This window comes from Staphylococcus sp. Y174-1, from assembly GCF_049897865.1.
GTDB lineage: Bacteria > Bacillota > Bacilli > Staphylococcales > Staphylococcaceae > Staphylococcus > Staphylococcus saprophyticus.
Map to the genome: position 1 here is coordinate 564,446 of NZ_JAFCXB010000001.1, position 24,970 is coordinate 589,415.

The 24,970-nt window shown below is 33.2% G+C and carries 17 protein-coding genes and 1 pseudogene; 1 reads left to right on the forward strand and 17 read right to left on the reverse strand.

What is annotated here, in order from left to right; translation table 11 throughout:
- Positions 1-21 precede the first annotated feature (21 nt).
- The 7 genes and pseudogenes from ACP7BT_RS02865 to rbfA form a co-directional block, all read right to left on the reverse strand.
- A pseudogene (locus tag ACP7BT_RS02865) lies at positions 22-907 on the reverse strand (cell division protein FtsK); the annotation flags it as partial.
- Positions 908-1,208: 301 nt separating this feature from the next.
- Positions 1,209-2,882, reverse strand: coding sequence for a ribonuclease J2 (rnjB, locus tag ACP7BT_RS02870; protein ID WP_069821936.1), 1,674 nt, complete (start codon positions 2,880-2,882; stop codon positions 1,209-1,211).
- A 380-nt stretch (positions 2,883-3,262) separates the two neighbouring features.
- Positions 3,263-5,356: a polyribonucleotide nucleotidyltransferase gene (pnp, locus tag ACP7BT_RS02875; protein WP_426303726.1), complete on the reverse strand. Its 2,094-nt coding sequence runs from the start codon at positions 5,354-5,356 to the stop codon at positions 3,263-3,265.
- 154 nt (positions 5,357-5,510) lie between these two features.
- Positions 5,511-5,780: a 30S ribosomal protein S15 gene (gene rpsO, locus ACP7BT_RS02880; RefSeq protein WP_002483448.1), complete on the reverse strand. Its 270-nt coding sequence runs from the start codon at positions 5,778-5,780 to the stop codon at positions 5,511-5,513.
- Between the two features lie 104 nt (positions 5,781-5,884).
- A complete protein-coding gene (locus ACP7BT_RS02885) occupies positions 5,885-6,856 on the reverse strand; it encodes a bifunctional riboflavin kinase/FAD synthetase (protein WP_129334862.1) in 972 nt (323 codons plus the stop codon).
- 13 nt (positions 6,857-6,869) lie between these two features.
- Positions 6,870-7,787 carry a tRNA pseudouridine(55) synthase TruB gene (truB, locus tag ACP7BT_RS02890; protein WP_037538533.1) on the reverse strand — a complete coding sequence of 306 codons (918 nt, stop codon included), beginning with the start codon at positions 7,785-7,787 and terminating at the stop codon, positions 6,870-6,872.
- Between the two features lie 238 nt (positions 7,788-8,025).
- The gene (gene rbfA / locus ACP7BT_RS02895) at positions 8,026-8,370 is read right to left on the reverse strand and encodes a 30S ribosome-binding factor RbfA (RefSeq protein WP_002483451.1); all 345 of its coding nucleotides are present in this window, start codon (positions 8,368-8,370) and stop codon (positions 8,026-8,028) included.
- A gap of 442 nt (positions 8,371-8,812) precedes the next feature.
- On the opposite strand from rbfA, the gene ACP7BT_RS02900 reads away from it, so the two are divergent.
- Positions 8,813-9,685: an HTH domain-containing protein gene (locus ACP7BT_RS02900; protein ID WP_002483452.1), complete on the forward strand. Its 873-nt coding sequence runs from the start codon at positions 8,813-8,815 to the stop codon at positions 9,683-9,685.
- Positions 9,686-9,734: 49 nt separating this feature from the next.
- On the opposite strand, the gene ACP7BT_RS02905 is transcribed toward ACP7BT_RS02900, so the two are convergent.
- The 10 genes from ACP7BT_RS02905 to ACP7BT_RS02950 form a co-directional block, all read right to left on the reverse strand.
- Complete coding sequence (locus tag ACP7BT_RS02905) at positions 9,735-10,730, reverse strand: hypothetical protein (protein WP_228481172.1); 996 nt, start codon at positions 10,728-10,730, stop codon at positions 9,735-9,737.
- A gap of 638 nt (positions 10,731-11,368) precedes the next feature.
- Positions 11,369-13,528: a translation initiation factor IF-2 gene (infB, locus tag ACP7BT_RS02910; protein WP_426303727.1), complete on the reverse strand. Its 2,160-nt coding sequence runs from the start codon at positions 13,526-13,528 to the stop codon at positions 11,369-11,371.
- A gap of 4 nt (positions 13,529-13,532) precedes the next feature.
- Positions 13,533-13,850: a L7Ae/L30e/S12e/Gadd45 family ribosomal protein gene (locus ACP7BT_RS02915; protein WP_002483455.1), complete on the reverse strand. Its 318-nt coding sequence runs from the start codon at positions 13,848-13,850 to the stop codon at positions 13,533-13,535.
- Entirely contained in the window at positions 13,847-14,131 is a 285-nt protein-coding gene (gene rnpM, locus ACP7BT_RS02920) for an RNase P modulator RnpM (RefSeq protein WP_002483456.1), read from the reverse strand. Before rnpM ends, ACP7BT_RS02915 begins: the two co-directional genes overlap by 4 nt.
- 17 nt (positions 14,132-14,148) lie before the next feature.
- Positions 14,149-15,342 carry a transcription termination factor NusA gene (gene nusA, locus ACP7BT_RS02925; RefSeq protein ID WP_002483457.1) on the reverse strand — a complete coding sequence of 398 codons (1,194 nt, stop codon included), beginning with the start codon at positions 15,340-15,342 and terminating at the stop codon, positions 14,149-14,151.
- A 23-nt stretch (positions 15,343-15,365) separates the two neighbouring features.
- Positions 15,366-15,833, reverse strand: coding sequence for a ribosome maturation factor RimP (gene rimP, locus ACP7BT_RS02930; RefSeq protein WP_002483458.1), 468 nt, complete (start codon positions 15,831-15,833; stop codon positions 15,366-15,368).
- 290 nt (positions 15,834-16,123) lie between these two features.
- Entirely contained in the window at positions 16,124-20,440 is a 4,317-nt protein-coding gene (locus ACP7BT_RS02935; protein WP_041080453.1) for a PolC-type DNA polymerase III, read from the reverse strand.
- Between the two features lie 406 nt (positions 20,441-20,846).
- A complete protein-coding gene (locus ACP7BT_RS02940; RefSeq protein WP_426303728.1) occupies positions 20,847-22,547 on the reverse strand; it encodes a proline--tRNA ligase in 1,701 nt (566 codons plus the stop codon).
- A 19-nt stretch (positions 22,548-22,566) separates the two neighbouring features.
- Positions 22,567-23,853 carry an RIP metalloprotease RseP gene (rseP, locus tag ACP7BT_RS02945; RefSeq protein WP_037538541.1) on the reverse strand — a complete coding sequence of 429 codons (1,287 nt, stop codon included), beginning with the start codon at positions 23,851-23,853 and terminating at the stop codon, positions 22,567-22,569.
- 323 nt (positions 23,854-24,176) lie between these two features.
- Complete coding sequence (locus ACP7BT_RS02950; protein ID WP_002483462.1) at positions 24,177-24,959, reverse strand: phosphatidate cytidylyltransferase; 783 nt, start codon at positions 24,957-24,959, stop codon at positions 24,177-24,179.
- Positions 24,960-24,970 lie beyond the last annotated feature (11 nt).

Genomic DNA, 24,970 nt, shown 5'->3' on the forward strand with positions numbered 1-24,970 from the left:
GTTGAACATTATCCGCTTCATGATCGTACATGCGTTTAGTACGTTGTTTTTTAGTATTTGGACTTTGATTTGTAGATTCTTCATCATTTTCACTATGTCCGTATATAGGGATAGATAATTGTTGGTTACTTGTTTCGTTTGGTACTTCTTCTAGCTCGCTAACATCTTTAATGTCTTGTTGCTCAGTCGCTTCTAGTTGTTGTTTCTCACGCTCAGCTTTCTTCTCAGCTTTTACGCGTGCATTCGCTTCTTTTTTGATTTTATTTTGTTTGCGCTTTTCTTTATAATTTTCTGAAGCATCCTGACTTTTAACTTTTAACTTTTCAAATAATATTTTAGATACATCTCGGTGCTTTTGTTTTAAAAGTAAAATAATACTTGAAGCTATAAGTAAAATTGTGACAATAATAATACCTACAATTGAAATAAGCGGTATAGATATCGATAATAAATAATGACCTAAGAGTCCTCCGCCAAAATTCGGAAAATTCGTATGTTTATATGAACTATATACAAATGACAATACTGGTTCACGTTGCGCTTGTACCTTGTTTGTAAAATAAAAAACAATATGTGTAACTAGCAATAAAGCTAATTGTAATACGAAGGCACCCACTGTACGTCTCGTTTTAGGTAATGCTTTATAATATGTAATGAATATAGTTCCAATCAAAATAAGTATATAAGTTAAAAATCTACTGTTACCAAATAAATAATTAAAGAAACTATCAATCATTGTTCCCACTATACCAAGTTGAAAAGCACCTAAGACGATGATGACAAAAATTGCAATTGCCAATATATATCTTAAGGGATGATCACCTTGTTGTTTCTTCTTATTGGATGTCTTTCTTCTTGTATTTGCAGGTTTTCGCTTAGCTGTTGATCTTTTTTTCGTTTGTGCCAAATTTAACACCTTCTTTTCGACTCAGTTTTCAAATATGCGTCATCATATGTTCAATTCCTACATATGTGATATAACATTTTCGTTTAAAATATATGCATGTTTCTCATAGTTATTAATATTTATGTATAAATAAAGTTTCGCATTCTTACATAATAACATAAAAGAGGTAAGACATTTTTTCGCTCTTAGTGCATTTAAAGGTTGGATTTATGGCAAAATTGCTTAACATGTCACCTTAATCTACTTTTAAATATATTTACCTAAGCGTATGTCTTAACCTCTTTGTTTAGTATTAAAATTATTAAATTTCAGAAATAACTGGAATAATCATCGGACGACGTTTCGTGTTTTCAAATAATAATTTACTAATTTGATCACGCATACTCTGTTTAATTTCAGACCATTCAATGCGTTTCTCTTGTAAACCTAATTCGACAATTTCACGGACTTTTTCTTCAGCTTCATTTAAAAGTGCTTCACTTTCTCTTACATAAACGAAACCTCTTGATTGAATTTCTGGACCTGCCGCTATTCTTCTATTTTTTGGATCAAGCGTAACCACAGCAATAAATATACCGTCTTCCGCTAATAAATGACGATCCCTTAACACGATATTACCGACATCTCCTACACCGATACCATCAATAAGTACATTTCCAGAATTTACTTTTTCATTTAAAATCATTTCTTCACCATCGTAGTTAACAACATCGCCTTTTTCTACAAGGAAGATTTTTTCAGGTTGTACACCTGCTTCATTAGCTAATTTAGCATGAGAAATTTGCATTTTAAATTCTCCATTTACTGGTATAAAGTATTCTGGTTTCATTATGTTAATCATCATCTTCAACTCTTCCATGCAACCATGACTAGAAGCATGAATCTTTTTACTATCTGGTATAATTTCAGCACCTGCACGTACTAATTCATTTAAAGTATTACCTACTATCACTTCCATATTGGCAGAAGCTGTAATAGCTAGAAAGACAGAGTCCCCTGGTTCGATATTCATTATCTTATGCTTTTTCTGAGCCATTTGACTAAGCGCTTCAATAGGTTCACCTTGCATACCAGTGGCTATGATAATCACTTCATTCTTAGGATAATTTTCAACATCATTGATTGGAATTAATAAATCTTTTGAAATATCAAAATATCCCATTTTTCTAGCAATGTTAAATGAGCTTTCAAGTGAACGTCCTAAGAATGACACTTTTCTATTTAATCTTTGCGCAAGATTTAATACTTGTTGAATTCTTATAAAATTAGAAGCATAACAAGATACAATTAATCTGCCCTTCACTTTTGTAAATGCATCGTACATATGTGATTCAATCACATTTTCTGGTGTATTATAACCTGGCTTTTCAGCTTCAGTCGAATCACTAATTAAAGCAAACACACCCGCTTCGCCTATCTCAGTCATTTTCTTCAAATCTGGTGCATAATGTCCATGTAAACTTTGGTCGAATTTAAATTCACCCGTATAAACAATTGCGCCATAAGAAGTATGGATACAAATACCTAAACTATCTGGAATACTATGCGTCGTATTAAAGAAAGTGACATTTACCCCTTTAAAACGCATCACTGATTCATTATTCACTGTGTAGTATCTAACTTTTTTATTTACATTGCGTGCTTTCATATTCTCTTTAATTAAAGCAATCGTCAATTTCGAACCGTATACCGGAGCATCAACTTGTTCTAACACATACGTTACAGCACCAATAGCATGTTCGTGTCCATGCGTTAGAAAGATCCCTTTTAATTTTTCTTTATTTTCTATTACGTATTGAATATCTGGAATAACAATATCTACGCCCAGCATTTCGTCTTCTGGGAACATTAAACCAGCATCAAGCATAAACATTTCATCGTCCACTTCGACGATATACATATTTTTCGCAATTTCTCCAACTCCGCCGAGTGGAATGATACGAATGTTTTTATTTTTTTTCTTTATTAAACTCAAAATGTTACCTCCTATTTAATTTCCCCGTCCATATATAAACTCATAATTTATTATAAGTTAAAATGCGCTTTATGTACACTATTAAAGTAATTACAACAAATAGTTTATATCTATTTTAATTCTATAATCACTCAATTTATATTGACTTAATATACAATGCGACTTGAAAATTTTCCACAAACTGAAATTCCGTTTATATACTATTTATAATTACAAACTTCCTTATTAGCATTTTTATATGTATAAAAAAAGAAACTAGCAAATACTGCAATGTGATACTTCCAACAATAGAATCGATGACATGCTATTGTTGGAAGTTACATTCAGTTAACTAGTCTCTCGTTATAGTTACAATACCAATTTTATGATAAAACTCTAATTTATAGTAATGCTTTATGTGATGCATTGACACGACCTTGTTTGTCAATTTCAGTTACTTTGATTTTGAAAATATCGCCGACTTTTAAAACATCTTCGACTTTATCAATACGTTCATTCGCAATTTGCGAAATGTGAACAAGTGCATCTTTACCTGGGAATAATTCAACAAACGCACCATATTTCTCAATACGTTTGACTTTACCTTCATAAACTTGTCCAACTTCTGCTTCACGTGTAATATCTTCAATGATTGAACGTGCACGTGCTATGGCATCTTTATCAACTGCACCAATAAAGATCGTACCATTTTGTTCGATATCAAGTTTCACGCCAGTTTCATCAATGATTTCATTAATTTTTTTACCACCAGGTCCAATGACATCTCTAATTTTCTCTGGTTTAATTGTCATCGTAACTACTTTAGGTGCAAAAGCACTTAATTCGCTACGAGACGTATCGATAGTTTGTAGCATGTGATCTAATATAGCTAGACGACCTTCACGTGCTTGATCTAACGCTTCTTTAATAATTTCTTTTGTTAAACCATCAATTTTAATATCCATTTGAATTGCAGTGATACCTTCAGCTGTACCTGCAACTTTAAAGTCCATATCGCCAAGTGCATCTTCCATACCTTGAATGTCTGTTAAGATTGTATAACTATCATCACGTGTCACTAAGCCCATAGCAATACCTGCAACAGGTGCTTTAATCGGCACACCAGCATCCATTAATGCTAATGTAGACCCACAAATTGATGCCTGTGAAGACGAACCATTGGATTCTAATACTTCACTTACAATTCTTACAGTATATGGGAAGTCTTTCAAATCCGGTATAATATGGCTCAATGCACGTTCACCTAATGCACCATGACCAATTTCACGACGACCTGGAGAACGAACAGGACCCGTTTCACCTACTGAGTAGTTCGGGAAGTTATAATGATGCATGAAACGTTTCTGTTCTTCTTCCCCTAAACCGTCTAGGATTTGATATTCACTCATTGAACCTAAAGTTAGGACAGATAGTGCTTGTGTTTGACCACGTGTAAACAAACCAGAACCATGCGCTCTAGGTAAGACACCTACTTCTGATTCTAATGGACGAATTTCATCTGTTTTACGGCCATCAGGTCTGATTTTTTCTTCAGCAATTAAACGTCTAACTTCCTCTTTCACTAAGTCATTTAATATACTATTCACTTCTTTAATTAACGCTTCGTTATCTGCGTCTTCTTCATCAATAAATTCAGCTGCTACTTTTTCTTTGAGCGCATCTAAATTGATATCACGTTGTTGTTTATCAAATGTTAAAACAGCATCTTTTAAACCGTTCTCTTGTGTTAGTTGTTTAACTTTTTCAACTAATGCTTCATCTTTTTCTACAGGAACGAATGCTTTTTTCTCTGGTTGGATATGATCAACAATTTCTTGTTGGAAATTAACCAATCGTTGAATTTCGCTATGTCCAAAGAAAATAGCTTCTAGCATTTCACTCTCAGTAATTTCACTAGCGCCCGCTTCAACCATGTTCACTGCATCTTTATGACCAGCAACTTCTAGGTCTAAACGCGACACTTCTTTTTGTGCTACCGTTGGATTGATTACGTATTCACCATCAATATATCCCACATTCACACCGGCAATAGGCCCTTGGAATGGAATGTCAGAAACACTCAATGCCATAGATGAACCTATCATAGCTGCCATTTCTGGTGAACAATCTGGATCAGCACTAAGTACAGTATTCATTATTTGAACATCATACTTATAACCTTTAGGGAACAATGGGCGGATTGGTCTATCAATTAATCGTGCAGTTAACGTTGCTTCATCGCTTGGACGACCTTCACGTTTCTTAAATCCACCTGGAATTTTACCAGCTGCATACATTTTTTCTTCATAGTTAACCATTAATGGGAAAAAGTCACCATCACGTGGTTCTTTTGAAGCTACTGCAGTAGATAAAACTACTGTATCACCATAACGAACGAGTACGGCACCATTAGCTTGTTTAGCAAGTTGACCTGTTTCAATCGTTAATGATCTGTTTGCCCATTCGGTTTTAAAAACTTTTTTCTCTTGAGACATTACGAATCTCCTCTCATATATCTATTAGTTCTATCATATCATTTCTTAGAATAATTTTATATTAGTATATTCCTTTTTAAAAAATAGCTGTTCTAAATTATAAAAAAGGGAAAGGACCCTAAAGGTTCTTTCCCTATCAATAAACGTCTTAAAATTAACGACGGATACCTAATGATTTAATTAATTCACGGTAACGTTGAACATCTTTGTCACGTAAATAGTTAAGTAAGTGTCTACGACGACCTACCATTTTTAATAATCCGCGACGTGAATGATGATCTTTTTTGTGTTCACGTAAATGTTCGTTTAATGCAGTGATTTCTGCAGTTAATACAGCGATTTGGACTTCTGGAGAACCAGTGTCTGCTTCGTGTGTACGATATTCTTTAATTAGTTCATTTTTGCGTTCTTGTGAAATTGCCATTGTCAATTTCCTCCTTTTAATTTTTATTCGCCTTTATCCGAGCAAAACGTCGGAGTCTCGAGCTGCCAAGGTAAAGGTGCATAAATGTGGATTACACATTCGACTTAAATATTATATGATAATTCATCACCAAAATCAACCGATAATAGATATTTTGCTTTTTCTTTATCTTTGTTCATCTGTTCAACTAAAGGATCTATTCCATCAAATTTAATTTCTGGTCTTAAATAGTGATGCCAATATACGGTTACACGTTCACCATAAATATTTTCACTAAAGTTGAATAAATTCACTTCAATAACTACTTGTGCTTTGGAAGGATCATGAAACGTCGGTTTAACCCCAACATTGGCTACGCCTCGATATGTTTCTTTGTTTACACCAATTTCCATGCTGACAGCATAAACGCCATTTTTCGGCAATACATAATCACCACTCGGTTGCACATTAGCCGTAGGGAAACCAATTGTTCTCCCACGTTTTTCACCCTGAACAACTGTACCTTTAATACGATATCGGTAACCTAATTCTTCATTGGCCTTCTGCAAATCGCCTGTTTTAAGCGATTTTCTAATATCTGTTGTAGATATTTTTTCTGACTCAATCTCTTGTTTACTCACAACTGTTGTATTAAACTCAGACATTTCGTCAAGAATCATCATGTTCCCTTTACCGAATTTACCAAATGTAAAGTCAAAGCCAGCAATCACTTCTTTTACATTATTTTTGATAATATAATCCTGAATAAATTCTTCAGCCGTAACTTCAGCAAACTTAGATGAAAAATTAATAACGATACAATAATCTATACCATATGACTCTAAAATTTCCACCTTATCCTGAATTGGTGTTAAATAATCTGTTCTCTTTAATTTAGGATTTAATACAACTGAAGGGTGCGGATCAAATGTCATGACTGCTTTTTTTAAATTTTGGGATTTTGCTTTGGCATCTAATGTTTCAAATACTTTTGCATGACCTTTATGCATACCGTCAAAAAATCCAAAAGCCATCGCAACCGCTTCTGTTATATATTGATTATCTTGAATTGGATGAGCTACTTCTATCACTTTCATGTGTATGACTCCTTTAGTTAAACACTTTTTTAGGTTTAATTTCATCAAGTTTTTCTGGGTGTGGTTCATAAATTGCTAACACTTTATGTGTTTCATTATCGACCATTATAACGATGTCGTCTATATTTTGCTTGAACTCAGCTTTGTAAAACTTTTGTCCATTTAATATTTTTCCTTTAATGGCGTTATCAGTAATTAAAATTTGTTCAATACCTTTCAAACCATATTCTATAGGAAATAATTTCTCAAGTAACGTGTCATGCTCATGCAATGACTTTATATCTTCAAGTGTTAGACTATCATTGATATCAAATCCACCACTTTGCGTACGTGTTAATTTTGACATATGTGCAGGTAGCCCAAGTGCTTTACCAATATCTGTGGCAAGTGTTCTAATATATGTACCTTTACCACATTCAACTATCATATCAAATTGACAAGTATCGTCTACAAAACGCAAATCTGAAATTCGATTAATTTGATAAATGTTGACCTTTCGCTCTGGTCTTTCAACTACTTGATTGTTTCTTGCATATTCATATAGTTTCTTACCATTTACTTTTACGGAAGAATACATTGGTGGAATTTGTATCAGCTCACCTTTAAATTGTTGTAAAACATCATCTATCGACTTAGCAGAAACATCTTGCTCATTAACAGCTGTTTGTTCTAATATTTCTCCAGTCTGATCTTCAGTCGTCGTTGTTATGCCCAAACTAACTGTAGCTTTATAAGTTTTACCCATTTCCATAATGTAGTCACTCACTTTCGTAGCACTGCCAATACAAATTGGTAGAACACCTGAAACTTCTGGGTCTAGCGTACCCGTGTGACCAACCTTTTTCGTTTTTAAAATTTTCCTCAACTTGAATACAACATCATGACTTGTTAATCCACGATCTTTAAACACCGGTAAAATCCCATTATACATTTTCAATTCACCTTCAGAGTCTCATTTTTATTATATATACTATACTAACATGTATTGATTTACGCGTTTATGTAAAAAAGAGCGAGACTGAAATCTATTCGATTTCAAGTTCTCGCTCCTACACTAAGAATCTACAATCTAAATTCAAATATTGAGCTAAATAGAATGTAATCATCCTGTGAAAATATATTAATCAATTGTCCACTTCATATTGAATCAAAGACACGTTAATTAATATTTAGTCTTTTTTATGCAAATCCTGAATCATTCTTTCGATTTTATTACCATAATCAATCGATTCATCATATTCAAAATTCAATTCTGGAATGATACGGAGTCTCATTCTAGAGCCTAATTCAGATTTTATAAAGCCTTTAGCTTTTTCTAAGCCTTTGAAGGTATCTGCTTTTTGTTTTTCATTACCTAAAACAGTTAAATAAACCGTTGCAATAGATAAATCATTGGTTAATTGTACGTCAGTAATTGTTAAAAAACCAATTCTTGGATCCTTAACTTTATTATTAGCGATATCCATGATTTCTTGTTTCATTTGTTCACCTACACGTTCTGCTCTCATATTCATATTTTTCACCTCACATATATCTTACTTCGTCAATTGTTTCCTTACTAACAAATTATATGACAGTTTATTTCATGACGTCAAACAAATATTATTAATTTGTATTCCCTTTTATCGAATCAGTAGAGTTATGTTTGTCATTACAATATATTGCATGTCATATATAAATACAACATATTATATGACAGTTGAGCATAATTTTAATTCCTAACTGTTAATTTTTGAAACATTATTTCATAAGAACGCTATAATTTTATATTTAAATTGCCTAAGCGATGAATTTTTATGCTTAAGTGTAAATGGCATGTGTTTTTCATCAAAGCCATCAACTTTAGTACGTCAATTCATAATGATTTTACACATTTATAAAAATATAGTGCTATACTATAAAACTAATCGATATTATAATTGATTTGATTTTAAAACTTTAGGAGTTGCATCTTTTTTGGAAAAACCAGAACGTCTGCTCTATATTTACACCCGATTACTAAATGGTAAAACGATAAGCAAAGAAGCCTTGTCACAAAAACTACAAGTTAATATACGTACGATTCAAAGAGACATTAGTGATATAAATAATTTTATTTATGAAGATCATGAATGGCATGGTCTTGAAGGCAAAGTAATATACGATACTACAATTGAAAAACATCGCTTAAAGATTGATAGATATAAATTTAAAAATAATAGATTGCTAAATCTTATTTTTCGAATGAAAGATTTCACCCCGGTTATTCATGAAGATACATATAATCTCATTCGTGGTTTGAATGCTAATTCAAATCTAGCAGAAAAATTATTATCTAATAAATTATTAAGCCAATTCAAAATACATCGTGAACTCAATGAGTCTACTTTAATCTATAAAATTCAACTTGCAATCGAGAATAATCATAAACTCACTATACAACTTGATAATGTCGAGCTCCCTAACATCATTCCAATTTATACGCGCTATTTTGATAACGTGTATTGGATTACGTACTTATATGAGGGAGAAATATATACGCGTGATTTAACAACAATTACAGATATTAAACTAACAAATCAAGTATTTGAACGCGATATCTTTAATCATATTAAACAAGTGAAACTGCTAGTGAAAGATGATATTTGGCCAGAAATAAAGAGACAATTCATTATCTTAGATACTACTCCTTCAGCAGATGGGACTATCGTTAACCTAATTATTTCAAAAGAAGAAAGTATGCATTTAGCGTATCTATATCCTCAGGCTATCATACTTCTACAACCACAATCCTATGTCGATGAATTTAAAAGAAAAATACAAGTTTTATTCAATAATTACGACATTTAAAAAAAGCTTACAGTTAGTGATACACACATACTATAAGCTTTTTTATTTATTAGTTAGAATTAGAAAATTCATATCTCATAGAATCCATTTTCTTGTGAAAATCAGAATCACCATTTTCGCGTGCAGCCTTTTGTTCTTGATTCCATTTGTAATACTCAATTTTTGATAACGCTTGTTTTTTTCTCAGACGTTCCCTATGCTCTTTATAACTCAATACGTTACATAACGTAAGATGTCTATTTTGTTTAGAAGATAATACAAATAGGTTTTCAATTAAATATTCACAAATATCACTATCCGCAAAATTTTTGAAAATGGATATATATAATTCTTCCTCACTTACGATATAAATTCGTTTTTTATCATCTTTTAGCATTTTAATTAACAAGTTAAAATTTTGCCTCTGGGAAGGAAGTATATATTTAAATGATAAGAAATCTTTCGGTATACCTGCTGCATGACCTGTTTGATAAGGGAAAAATTTAATAACCATTAAACGATTAGGGTCAATATTAAAGTATTTTAAAGTTGACGCATTACTATATAAATATTTTACAAACCATCTATGGCGATCAATATAAGGTAAAAATAATTTTTGACCCTCAAATGTTAATTTACCTTGAATATCTAACAAGATCCTCTTTCTATACTCTATTGCTTCAGCTTCAGGCAAACTGAGTTCGTATGTTTTAAAATCATTTTCGGGTTGTTTTTTTAATATAACGATATCTGCAATTTCAGGATTTCCAAAATAAGGTCGCGCAGTCGCAGGATTAAGTTCAGCATTTTCGAATGTCACTTTTTGTCTATTTTTATTAACTGTCACTTTACCATTAGCGAAATCAATCATTTTCTTAAATCTTGGAATTTCCATAAAATTTTCACCGAAATGTTTTTTTATATATTCTAAATCTCTAGGATGTAAAAATGCTGTAGTATCATTATTTTTAATGATTGCTTTTAATGTCGATTCATCATAAATAGAGTTATATTGATCTAAATATTGTTGCCAGAATTCATTTATTTCTTTTAAATATTCACTCATCATTTATAACCTCCTATTTATTCTAAGTTTAATCATGCACATAGACAGCCAGTGTCAGCCAATATAAATAAAGGTAATTTTACAATATTTTTTATATCTAATTTACAACTATAAAAACATCTATTAATTATATAAAATAGTGCGATAACATTTCTATGTTTCAATTATTTAATTTTAATATCTTTTGATATTAATTGTTTAATAAACTATAAACGACGTATACTTAAAATTCGAATCACTGATAAGCCATCGAATTTTGGAATATATATTATATAACAACATAATACGTAAAATCAACATCCCTGATATTTTTCACATCTACTATCAACACTCTCTTTTATACGATGCTTCAGAGTACGAAAGCTTTACATCATTATCAAATATAATCTATTTAGTTGTTAACAGATATACTCTCATCGATTCATAAACATATCTTAATTAAATCTAAAAGTCCCTAATGATGACTGATGGTGACTCAATTTACGCCCTTATACAGAAACTTCATTGATAATAAAAAAGCACGCCAAAAATGAGATTTTAATCTCACTTTTGGCGTGCTTATGATGATTTCAATAAAGAAAATGATTATCGTTAGTCTGAGGTGATTATATGCCTGAATCTTTATTTTAATTTAAATTTTATCTTTTAATTTCTACCATTTCGAACGCTTCAATGATGTCACCTTCTTTAAGGTCATTATACTTTTCAATTGTGATACCACATTCGTAACCTTGAGCTACTTCTTTTGCGTCATCTTTAAAACGCTTCAATGTATCTAGTTCACCTTCGAATTGTACAATGCCGTCTCTAATGACACGTACACCTGCATTACGAGTGATTTTACCATCAATAACATAACTACCTGCAATTGTACCGACTTTAGAAACTTTGAAAGTTTGACGAACTTCTGCTTGCCCAATAACTTGTTCTTCAAATTCTGGATCTAGCATACCTTTCATTGCTGATTCTATTTCTTCTATAACGTTGTAAATGACACGGTGTAAACGCATATCTACGCCTTCATTATCTGCCGCACGTTTTGCACCAGTATCTGGTCGAACATTGAAACCGATAATAATACCGTTAGAGGCATTAGCTAAAGTAACGTCTGATTCATTTATAGCACCTACAGCTGTGTGTATAATACGCACATTAACGCCTTCAACATCTATTTTCATCAATGACGCAGCAAGTGCTTCAACTGAACCTTGAACGTCACCTTTGATGATGACATTAAGATCTTTCATTTCACCTTGTTTCATTTGTTCAAATAAATTATCTAATGAAACACTCTTACTTTCTTGACGTTGTTGCATCACATTAGCTTCATGGCGTGCTTCACCAATACGTCTTGCTTGTTTTTCATCTTTAAATACAACAAATCTGTCACCAGCTTGTGGCACATCATTAATACCAGTAATTTCAACTGGTGTAGAAGGACCAGCCGTTTTAATACGTTGGCCTAAATCATTAACCATTGCACGAATTCTACCATACGTGTTACCAACTACGAGTGAATCACCCACATTGAGTGTACCATTTTGAACTAATAATGAAGCAGACGGACCGCGTGACTTATCTAATTCAGCTTCAATCACTGTACCTACAGCATTTTTTTCTGGATTAGCTTTTAATTCTTGTACTTCTGAAGTCAATACAATCATTTCTAATAAATCTTCAATACCGTCGCCACTTAATGCTGAAAGTGGAACGAAGATTGTATCGCCACCCCAGTCTTCTGGAATTAAACCGTATTCAGTTAATTCTTGCATCACACGGTCTGGATTTGAAGTAGGTTTATCAATTTTGTTTACAGCTACAATTGTTGGCACTTCAGCCTCTTTGGCATGATTTATTGCTTCAATTGTTTGAGGCATTACCCCATCATCAGCTGCCACTACTAAAATAGTAATATCGGTAACTTGAGCACCACGTGCACGCATTGTTGTAAAAGCGGCGTGACCAGGTGTATCAAGGAAAGTGATTTTTTTGCCATCATTTTCAATTTGGTAAGCACCGATATGTTGTGTAATACCACCAGCTTCTCCAGCTGTCACTTTCGTATGACGAATAGAATCTAATAACGTCGTTTTACCATGGTCAACATGTCCCATGATTGTAACTACTGCTGGACGTTCTATTGCATTTTCATCTTCTGTTTCATCATCAAAATAAATCGCCAAGTCTTCTTCATCAACTACGATTTCTTTTTCAATTTCAACACCATAATCGTCTACAATAAGTTCTAATGTTTCGTCATCTAATGATTGATTGATATTAGCCATGATACCTAATAAGAATAATTTTTTGATAATACCTGAAGAATCAACATTTAATTTTTCAGCAAGTTCACCAACTGTTATGCCATCTTGGTAGTTAATTTTTGATGGCATTTCTTTTGGTTCTTCTTGTTTAGGTTGTTTGTTATTTTTATTATTTTTGTTGTTCTTGTTATTTTTATTATTTTTCTTATTATTCGGCTTATTATTTTGGTTACCTTTATTCGATTGGTTACCTTTATTCGATTGGTTACCTTTATTCGATTGGTTACCTTTATTCGATTGGTTACCTTTATTGTGTGTTGTTTGTTGTTTATTTTGAGTATTCTTTTGTTGTGATTTCTCACTTTGTTCTGCTTTTTCTGGTTTGTAAATTTTATCTAAAGCTTTAATTTGGTCGTCTTCTAACGTTTGCATATGACTCGTTACCTCAACGTCCATTTTTTTCAATTCATCAATAATTTCTTTACTTTTAATTTTTAAATCTTTTGCGTATTCGTAAATTCTTTTTTTACTCATATAGTCACTCCTTACGATATTCATCAATCATTGACAATAACTTTTTAGCAAAGCCTTGATCAGTGATTCCAATGTTTACACGTTCTGCTTTACCCAAAGCTTGTCCTAATTCAGCTCTCGTTCCAAATATACGTAATGATATATGGTAACTTTCACATTTGTTCTGTATCACTTTAATTGTGTTATCAGAAGCATCCGTTGCAATGATTACGAGCTTTAGTTTGTTCTTTTTCAAATCATTTAAAATAACTGATTCACCTGTTTTTACTTTTCCAGCACGCATTGCTAAACCTAAAAAATTTACGATTTGTTCTTTGGTCATTTAGGTATCTCTTCACGGTATATAAGACGTATAATTTCTTTATACACAGGCTCTAATGTATCAGCATCAGCTTTAAAATACTTTTCTAAAACACCTTTTTGTTGAGCTTCTTCTACTAGCTTAACATCCTTTGATACGTAGGCACCACGACCTTGTTGTTTACCTGTCGCATCAGCAAAAATTTGCTCATCTTTATTGATTACAACTCGAATCATGTCATTTTTAGGATGCATTTCATTTGATAGTATACATTTACGCATTGGAATTTTTTTCTTTTTCATAAAGTATCCACTCCAATTTATTTTTCTGCGTCTTCGTCTTCTATTTCAACTGTCTCTGTTGGTTGCGATTCAGTAGTATCTTCTTCTACTTCAATATTTTCAGACGACACAACATCATCTAATTGCATTTCATCTTCTTCATTTAATGCTTCTTCTGCAGGATAAACGCCTGCTGCTCTCGCATCAGTTTCTGATTTAATATCGATCTTCCAACCAGTTAATTTTGCTGCTAATCTCGCGTTTTGACCGCGTTTACCAATTGCTAGTGATAATTGATAGTCAGGGACAACAACGACTGTTGATTGATTTGGCTCATCCACGATAACCTGTAGCACTTGTGAAGGGCTTAATGCATTCTTAACAAATACCTTAGGATCTTCATTCCATTGAACAATATCAATTTTTTCGCCACCAAGTTCTTCTACAACCGCTTCTACACGTGCACCTTTAGCACCAACACATGCGCCAACTGCATCAATATCAGGGTTATCAGAATGCACACTGATTTTAGAGCGATCTCCTGCTTCACGTGCAACAGATTTAACAATAACTGTACCATCAAATATTTCAGGCACTTCTTGTTCAAATAAACGTTTTAATAAGCCTGGATGACTTCTAGAAACATAAATTTGTGGACCTTTTGTAGTTTGTTCAACCTTATTTACGTACACTCTAATTCTTTCATTCGGAATATAGCTTTCATTTGGGCTTCTTTCAGCTTCAGATAGTACAGCTTCAGTACGCCCTAAATTCACATATACATAACGGTGGTCTACTCTATCAATTAAACCTGTTACAATATCATCTTCTTTATCGATGAATTCATCGTAAAGGATTTCGCGTTCTGCATCACGTAAACGTTGCATAACAGCTTGTTTCGCTGCTTGCGCACCTACACGACCAAAGTCACTTGGCGTTACATCTTCTTCGTAAATATCACCAATTTCATAGGCTGGATTTTTTACTAATGCAGTATCTAAACTAATTTCTTCTCTATCATCCATTGATTCTTCAACCACTTCTTTACGAGCGATTACTTTGAAACTACCTTGATCCATATTTAATTCTACGCGTACAGTTCTCGCGCTATCGTAGTTCTTTTTATAAGCAGTGATTAAAGCTGCTTCAATGGCATCGATCAATACTTCTCTAGGAATCTTTTTTTCTTTTTCTAAGTACTCAGTAGCTAATAATAATTCATTACTTGACACGACTTATCATCCTCCTCATCACGTTATATCATTACAGCATGGCGTGCTTTTGCGATTTTATTTCTTGGAATTTCAATTTGCTTTGTTTTAGCCTTTTCTTTAACTTCCATAACAATGTTTGTTTCATCAACAGATTGTAAAATACCTAACCATTCTTTAGAACCTTCAATTGGTGCATATAAAGAAACAAATACTGGTTTTGTTATTGCATTTTGGAAATCTTTTTCTTTTTTAATTGGTCTTTCAGCACCAGGTGACGCGACATCTAAATAATACATTTCTTGTATAGGATCTTCCGCGTCCATGACTTCGCTGATTTTTTCAGAAGCTAGCGCACAATCGTTTAAATCAACGCCGCCTTCTTTATCTATAGATACTCTTAAAAAATGGTCTTTTCCTTCTTTGGTAAACTCAACTTCTACTAATTCAAAATTTAAGTCATTAAGGACAGGTTGAATGATAGTCTCAACTTGCTCAGTTATTTTACTCATGCTGACCTCCTTTTTTGGCAAATAGAAAAGAGCGGGTATTATGCCCACTCTTTCTGCCTGAGTCTAATTTTTTAAGCACTATTATTATACCATATGTTCATTTTCTATACAAATAACTATATTTGTTAAACGGCACAATGACAACTTACTTAAGTTATTCTCAAATTTACTTATATTTAATTAATGTCAAATTCAAGTAAAATATATCAACCTCTTATACTTTTACTAAATCTATAAAATAATACACTTAATTGAAATCTAAATAGTCTCTAGTAAATCATATTTAAGGATTACATATCAAAAATGGAAAGCTGTGCTTTATCTGGCAAATTAGGTAATGAACCTAATTCATCTAGATACTCAATAACTTTTTGAGATAAACCAGCTTTTTTATTTAAATCTTCTTTAGATAAGAAAGGCCCTTCATCGCGCGCTTCTACAATTCTTTGTGCAACATTTTCACCTAAACCTGGTACAGCAATAAATGGAGGAATTAAAGTATCCCCTTCGATTATGAATTCAAATGCTTTGCTCTTCTCTAAACTGATTGGTTGCATTCGGTAGCCACGTTGTGCCATCTCGTTCATAATCTCAAGCACCGTTAACGTATCTTTTTCTTTTTTTGCTAAATCCATATAACGTGAATACATATCATTTACCGTGTTACGTATACTTTCTTTATCTTTAATCATTGAGATTAAATCAAAGTCTGAAGCACGTACAGTAAAGTAACTAGCATAGTAATATAATGGATAGTGCACTTTGAAATAAGCAATACGTACAGCCATTAGTACATAAGCTGCTGCGTGGGCTTTAGGGAACATGTATTTAATCTTTCTACATGAGTCTAAGTACCAATCTGGCACTTCATTATCAACCATCGCTTCTACCATATCATCAGTTAAACCTTTACCCTTACGAACAAATTCCATTGTTTTAAAGGCTAATGAAGGTTCCAAACCGTTATACATCAAGTAGACCATGATATCATCACGACAACAAATTACACTTGCTAAATCGCATTTACCAGAGCGTATTAAATCCTGTGCATTACCTAACCATACATCCGTACCATGAGATAGCCCTGAAATTCTAACTAATTCAGAAAATGTTGTTGGTTTCGTATCTTCTAACATTTGTCTAACAAATCCAGTTCCGAATTCTGGTACACCAAATGTACCTGTTTTACATAAAATTTCATCGGAAGTGACACCTAAAGGCTCTGGCGAACTAAAAATGCCCATCGTCTCCTTATCATCTACTGGAATCGTTTTTGGATCAATACCTGACAAATCTTGCAACATACGTATCATAGTAGGATCATCGTGACCCAGTATATCCAATTTCAACACATTATCATGAATGGAATGGAAATCAAAGTGCGTTGTCATCCAAGAAGAACCTTGATCATCTGCTGGGAATTGAACAGGTGTAAAATCGTAAATATCCATATAATCGGGAACAACAATAATACCACCTGGATGTTGTCCAGTCGTACGTTTAACACCAGTACAACCTTTTACAAGTCTGTCTATTTCTGCTCCTCGTTTATGAATACCTTGATCGTTTAAATATCCCTTCACAAAACCAAAAGCAGTTTTTTCTGCAACCGTACCGATCGTTCCCGCACGAAATACTTTATCTTCACCAAATAGCTCTTTAGTATAGTTATGCGCTTCAGGTTGATATTCACCACTAAAGTTCAAGTCAATATCAGGTACTTTATCCCCTTTAAATCCTAAGAAAGTTTCGAATGGAATATCCTGGCCTTCTTTAATCAAATCACAACCGCACGATTCACATTTCTTGTCTGGTAAATCGAATCCAGAACCAACAGAACCATCATCAAAGAACTCACTTTGCTTACACTCTGGACAAATATAATGTGGTGGTAGGGGATTCACTTCTGTAATTTCAGTCATTGTTGCCACAAAGCTCGAACCAACAGAACCACGTGAACCTACTAAGTAACCATCATTCAGTGATTTTTTAACTAATCTTTGAGAAATTAAATATATTACTGAGAAACCATTACCTATAATACTTTCCAATTCTTTCTCTAAACGATCAATGACAATCTGTGGTAAATCATCGCCGTAAAGTGCTTTTGCATTATCGTAACTCATTTCACGTATTTCTTCATTCGCACCTTCCATTCTCGGTGTGAATAGTTCATCTTTAATTGGTACGACACGTTCTATTTTATCTGCTAAATCATTCGTATTCTGAACTACAAGTTCATATGCTTTTTCCTCACCTAAAAAGTGTAATTCATCTAACATTTCATCCGTTGTTCTAAAATGCGCTTTTGGTAAAGTAGAGCGATTTAATGGATTACCCGGTTGAGCGGCAATTAATATTTTACGAGCAATCGCATCATGTTCATTTAAATAATGTGCATTACCTGTTGCAATCACTGGAATATTATTTACATCCCCCGCTCGAATTAAACGATTATAAATTTCATGTAAAGTTTCATTATCTCTTACTAGCTCTCTATCAATTAGATCTTGATAAAGTGCTGGCGGTTGAACCTCAATAAAATCGTAATATTTGGCAATTCGCTCTACTTGAGACTGGTCTTTTTGCATAACTGCTGTAAATACTTCGCCCTCATCACACGCAGAGCCTACAAGTATTCCTTCTCTATACTCATCCAACAAGGAACGTGGAATTCTTGGTGTACGGTAATAATATTGAACAAGAGAAGCACTCACAATTTTAAATAGATTTTTCAAACCATCTTGGTTCTGCACAATGAGTGTTACATGATTTGGTCGTGCACGCTTATACGCATCTTCATTTGACAATGACGTATTGATATCTTGATGGTTGTGAACACCAAGCGCTTCTAGTTGCTTAAGCATTTTTATGAACATATAGGCCGTTGCTTCTGTATCATATATCGCTCTATGGTGTTGCGTTAATTCAACTCCGTATTTTTTAGCTAAGAAATTTAAGCCATGCTTACCATATTCTGTATTAATTGTTCTAGATAATTCTAATGTATCAATGACACCGTTCGTGGAAGCACCAATGCCAACGTGTTCATAGCCTGTATCGATGAAACCCATATCAAATGATGCATTATGCGCTACAAAAATGGCGTCGCCTACCCATGATTTAAACTCAGTGAGCACTTCTTCTATTTCAGGGGCATCTACTAACATGTCATCTGAAATATGCGTTAAGTTTTTAATTGTTTCTGACAATCGTTCATGAGGATTACTGAATCGTTCAAATTTATCAATAATTTCGCCATCTTTTACTTTAACAGCTGCAAGTTCAATAATTTTATCGTATTGATTTGAAAGTCCCGTTGTCTCAACGTCAAATACTACATAAGTAGCTGTTTTTAGGTCACAATCTTTTGGTTTATATGCGATTGGTACACCATCATCTACCAGCATACCTTCCATGCCATAAATCATTTTAATTCCTTTTTTTTCGGCAGCACTATGTGCATCTGGGAATGCTTGCACAACATTATGGTCTGTTACCGCAATGGCTTTATGTCCCCATTTCGCAGCTTGATCTACATAATCTGATATGTTTGGAATACCATCCATTTGACTCATTGACGTATGTAAATGGAATTCAACACGTTTGTCTTCAGCTTTATCTTGTTTTGTAGCTTTTTTTATTTCTTCGATATCTGACATCATCATAACTAGGTCACGTACAAATGTATCTTCCTCAATACGCCCTTGTGCACGAACCCATTTACCTACACTTAAAGCTTTAAAATGCGCTAAATCATCTTTATTTTTACGTGTGAACATTTTCAAGACAAGAGAATCTGTATAATCTGTTACTTTTAATTCTACAATATGACGCCCACTCTTCAATTCTTTTAAATTGATATCGAAAATAACACCTTCTACAGCAGCTTTAAATTCTTCTTCGATAATTGAGTCAATTTGACGTACATTTTCAACTTGGATTGGTTTACCAATTTGACATTTTGAAACATCACTTTCGTTATTGTCCTGTTGTTTTGCTTTTTCAGCCTTCATTTTCTCTAATTTTTCTGTTGCTTCACGCGCACTTTTCTCATCTTCTTCTTGAATATGTGCTTCTAATGACGCTAAATCCCCATGGTTAACTGCACTATCTGTTTCGAAAACGACTTTACTTATATTAAACCCACACTGTTGGTATGCTGCAATCAAACTACCATTACACGCTTTATCAAAGTGATCTCGTTCAACATCGTTTTGGCACATGACTTTTAATACATCACCTGACATAATTAAGCGTTTTTGTTTTAATTGTCCTTTTACTTTGGGTGATAATTTTGTTTGATCAATACAGTGGCTAAAATATTTTATTGCAAATTCATCTTGATTTGTTTTATCTTTTACCGTGAAATTACATTTTACATCTGCAATCGTTTTAAATTCTTCAATGATTGCACCTGTAAAAAGCAAATAATTTTCAATTGTTAAAAAATGTGGGAATGTAATTTGAAATACCCAAGTTCGATTTGATGTTTTGACATCAACACGTGTTAATTCACTATTTTCCAATATTTCTGAATCTAAATGCTCAGCAATTTTGATTTGGTCAGCTAGTATTTTAAATTTTTCCTCATTTGTCATTGCCATGACGATAACCACCTTACTATTAATTACACTACTTTTCTTATATATAGATACTTATATTTTATGACGGTGTATGTATGAATTTACATGTTCTATACTATAACGGAATATCTAAAAATTTCTATTAGTTCAACTTGTCGCACTATGATATTACTTTACATGAATAACAAAAGAGTCTGAGACACAAATAGATGTCTCAGACTTTTTTGTCAATTGGCAGTAGATGTAAAGTCTCACTCTTATACATGAGCTTCAATTCAAGTAATCATCTACCCTAGTCATAATTGTCAAGCTGGGACAATGAAACCTTTTGAAAAATTCGGTTTCTACCTATCTCCCATATTTATACTTTTTAACGCACAGTTTACTTTGTATATTATAACAAATTATCCTAGTTCCTGCTCTAAAATTAGATATTAGAATACAATGTGTTTACATAATTAATTAAATTATCCACATAGACCTCTTCACTTTCACCTGTATCACGACGTTTCACTTCTACTATACCCTCTGCTGCATTTTTACCAACAACCACACGCACTGGCAATCCAATTAAATCAGCATCATTAAATTTAACACCTGCACGTTCTTTACGATCGTCATATAAAACATCGTAGTTTTCTTTTAACTGGGTATATAATTGATCTGCTAATTCACGTTGATCATCTTTTTTAGGATTAATCGTAATTAAGTGTAAATCAAATGGTGTTACAGATTTTGGCCAAATGATGCCATTTTCATCATTGTTTTGTTCAACAATCGCACTTAATGTTCTTGATACGCCAATTCCATAACAACCCATTAATAGTGGCTGTGCTTTACCTTGATTATCTAAAAATGTTGCATTCATTGATTCAGAGTATTTCGTTCCTAATTTAAATACCTGTCCAACTTCAATGCCCTCTGCAAAGCGAGCTGGTCCGGAGCCATCTGATAATGGTTCACCTTCTAATATAAATCTAAAGTCTCCGAATGCATCAACTTCGAAATCACGACCAATATTAGCATTTAATAAATGATAGCCATCTTCGTTTGCACCAACGACAATATTATTTAAATCTTGAATGAAATTATCGGCATAGACTTTAATCTCTTTATCAAAAATTGGACCTAGCGAGCCAGGTTTTGCACCTAAAAGATTAACAATTTCGTCTTCAGAAGCTAATTCAATATTATCCGTACCAAAGTATGCTTTTAACTTAATATCATTCAATTCATGGTGACCACGAACTAAGACCATAATAAATTCTCCATCTATTTTAAATACCATAGATTTAGTAATTTCGTCTAAGGGTTTGTCTAAGAATGTAGCCAGTTCTTGCGCAGTATGAATATTTGGTGTTTCTATTTTTGTTAATGGTTGTAAATCTTCATGTTTTTCATTGGCTTGATAGACTACTTCCGCTTTTTCAATATTTGCAGCATAGTCACTCTGTTCACTATACACAATCGTATCTTCGCCGATTTCACTTAGTGCCATAAATTCATGTGTGTGACTGCCACCAATTGCTCCTGAATCTGCAACAACTGGTCGCGCATTAATACCAACACGTTTAAATATGCGACCGTATGCGTTATACATGTCTTGATAAGATGCATCTAGAGAGTCCTCATCCGCATGGAACGAATAAGCATCTTTCATGATAAATTCTCTACCACGTAACAAACCGAAGCGTGGACGCTTTTCATCTCTGTATTTAGATTGTATTTGGAATAACGTAAGTGGTAATTGTTTGTATGACTTCAATTCATCTCTAACGATGGACGTTACAACTTCCTCATGTGTTGGTCCTAATGCAAATTCACGTCCGTTACGATCTTGTAAACGCATCAGTTCTGGACCGTAAGCACTCCAGCGACCTGACTCTTCCCATAATTCTGCTTGTTGTAATGCAGGCATTAAGATTTCAACCGCATCTATGCGTTCCATTTCTTCACGCACAATTGCTTCAATATTATTCAGTACGCGTGCAGCTAAAGGTAAATAACTATAGATCCCACTTGTACTTTGTTTAATTAAACCAGCTTTCAGTAATAAACGATGGCTCAGTGCTTCTGCTCCTGCTGGTACTTCTTTCATTGTTGGAATAAATACCTTTGATTGTTTCATTTAACTACCTCTCTCCCTTTTATAAGAAATAACGTTGAATATCGTTCCATGTCACTAAGACCATTATAATAAGTACAAAAACAGCACCAATCGCAATAATTGTTGTTTCGGCTTTCTTATTAACCGGTTTTCTAAATATCGCTTCATATATGACGAATAAAATACGGCCACCGTCTAGTGCAGGTATTGGTAACAAGTTCATTAAGCCTAGATTAACACTTAATAGTGCCGTCCAAGAAATTAAATTAATGATACCTGTTTTAACTACTGAATCCACAGTGTGATATATACCAACTGGTCCGTTTAGCATATCGAAAGAAAAATGACCAGTAAATATGCTGGCAATCATACTTACAATAGCTGTAAATATTAATTTACCCGCCTCTAGTGATCGTTCAACACCAGCTGCAATTGGTTTAAATATTGTATGTTCGGTACTTGCACTATAGCCTAATAAATATCTAGTTTGTGTATTAGTTTTCGTTACTTTTTGTTCTACTTTTTTAGGCTTGATATCCATCGTATGTGTTTTTCCATCACGTTCAACCGTAACTTCTGTCTTATTATCTTTAATATTTTTTACAACACTATCTATATCGCCTTTATTTTCAATTTTTTTATCATCTAATTTAACAATTTTATCACCAGATTTAAGACCAGCTTGTTGTGCCGGTGAATCTTTCATGACTTCATCAATGCCATTTGTCGGTGTACCTTGATAATACGCAAGACCGATAAATAATACCAATGTAAGTAAGAAGTTAAATAGTGGTCCAGCAAATAATGTTAAAAACTTTTGATAAGGCTTTTTATACGTGAATTGTCTATCTTTTGGTGCAATTTGAATTAAGCTACCATTTTCAACAAAATATGATTTTTTAGCAATATTATACCTATGACGTTCTTGATCATAAGGCGTTACACCTTCGATATACAAGCCATCTTTAAAATCACATTGTTTCACTTCTATCGCTTCAATTTGTTGGAATTTATGTTGGTCATCCAAAATGATATGTGTAATTTCATCTTTATCATTCAATTTTATTTTAACATGCATACCTGGTTGTACCGGCGGTTCTTCCAAACCATCACCAGCCATACGCACATAACCACCAACTGGTAATAGTCGTATCGTATATAATGTTTCATTTTTTCTAAAACTAAATATTTTAGGTCCCATACCAATAGCAAATTCTGGACACATAATTCCTGCGCGTTTAGCAAAAAACATATGCCCATATTCATGTACGGTTACGAGGACACCAAAAACAATGATAAAAGAAATAATTGTTACTAGAAAACTCAATTTGATACACCTCATATTTTCTTAATAAATTAACTGCATGTTGGATAACATGCAATGTGTCAGTAATGTATACTACCAACTTTAAGTTATAAAAGTATACCACAACTATACTTTGTCATACACGTAACTCTAATCATTTTTATTCAACAGTTATCAACATGCTAACTTATAAATATTGAAAATTTAATTTAGCATTGTGAAATCTTTCGACCTTGTCAAAAGGAGTTAAGAATATCATTAACTGTTATTAAATAACCAGTTATTTCAATCCATTAACTCCTTTCGCATTTTTATAAAATTATAAAAGTCATATCGTAAATGTATTATATTTGAATTAATAAAATATTTAATAATGGTAAGACAAACATAAAACTATCAAAACGATCTAAAATGCCACCGTGACCTGGTAAAATTCTTCCAGAATCTTTTACGCCAAAGTGACGCTTGAACCCTGACTCTACTAAGTCACCCAATTGACCAAACATGCTTAAAATAATCGTAATGATTAGCAATAACCATAGTGCGATATTGAAATCTACAAAGATCATCATTACTAGCGGTACGATTAAACTACAAATCAAACCACCTACAAAGCCTTCAACAGTTTTGTTAGGGCTAATGACTGGCCATAATTTGTGTTTACCCATCAATCTACCAAAAATATACGCACCTGTATCAGTTAACCAAACCACTAAAAACGCAAATAATATGTAATGTAAACCCTCTGAGCGTGTTTCATATAAATACATAAATCCGATACCTACATATGCGATGGACATTAGACAAAATGCCGCATCCATAAAGCTGAATCTATTTTTAGAAAGTACTGTATAACTTAATAAAATAAAACTCATTGCTATTAACGATTTTAATTGAAGGTCGTTAACCCAGCTCCCCGCGTCTTGAGGTAACATAATGATTAAAATACCTAATGCACTAATTATCCCTGGTATTGATAAGAACTTAATCATATTCATATTAAGCAATTCTTTTAAAGCGATGAATGCCAATAAATATGAAAATAGCATTAGAATAAGGCCACCCTTAAGTAAAACTGGGAGGAAAACGATAAGTGCTATAATTGCCGTTAAAGTTCTAACTTTCATACTATTCTCCT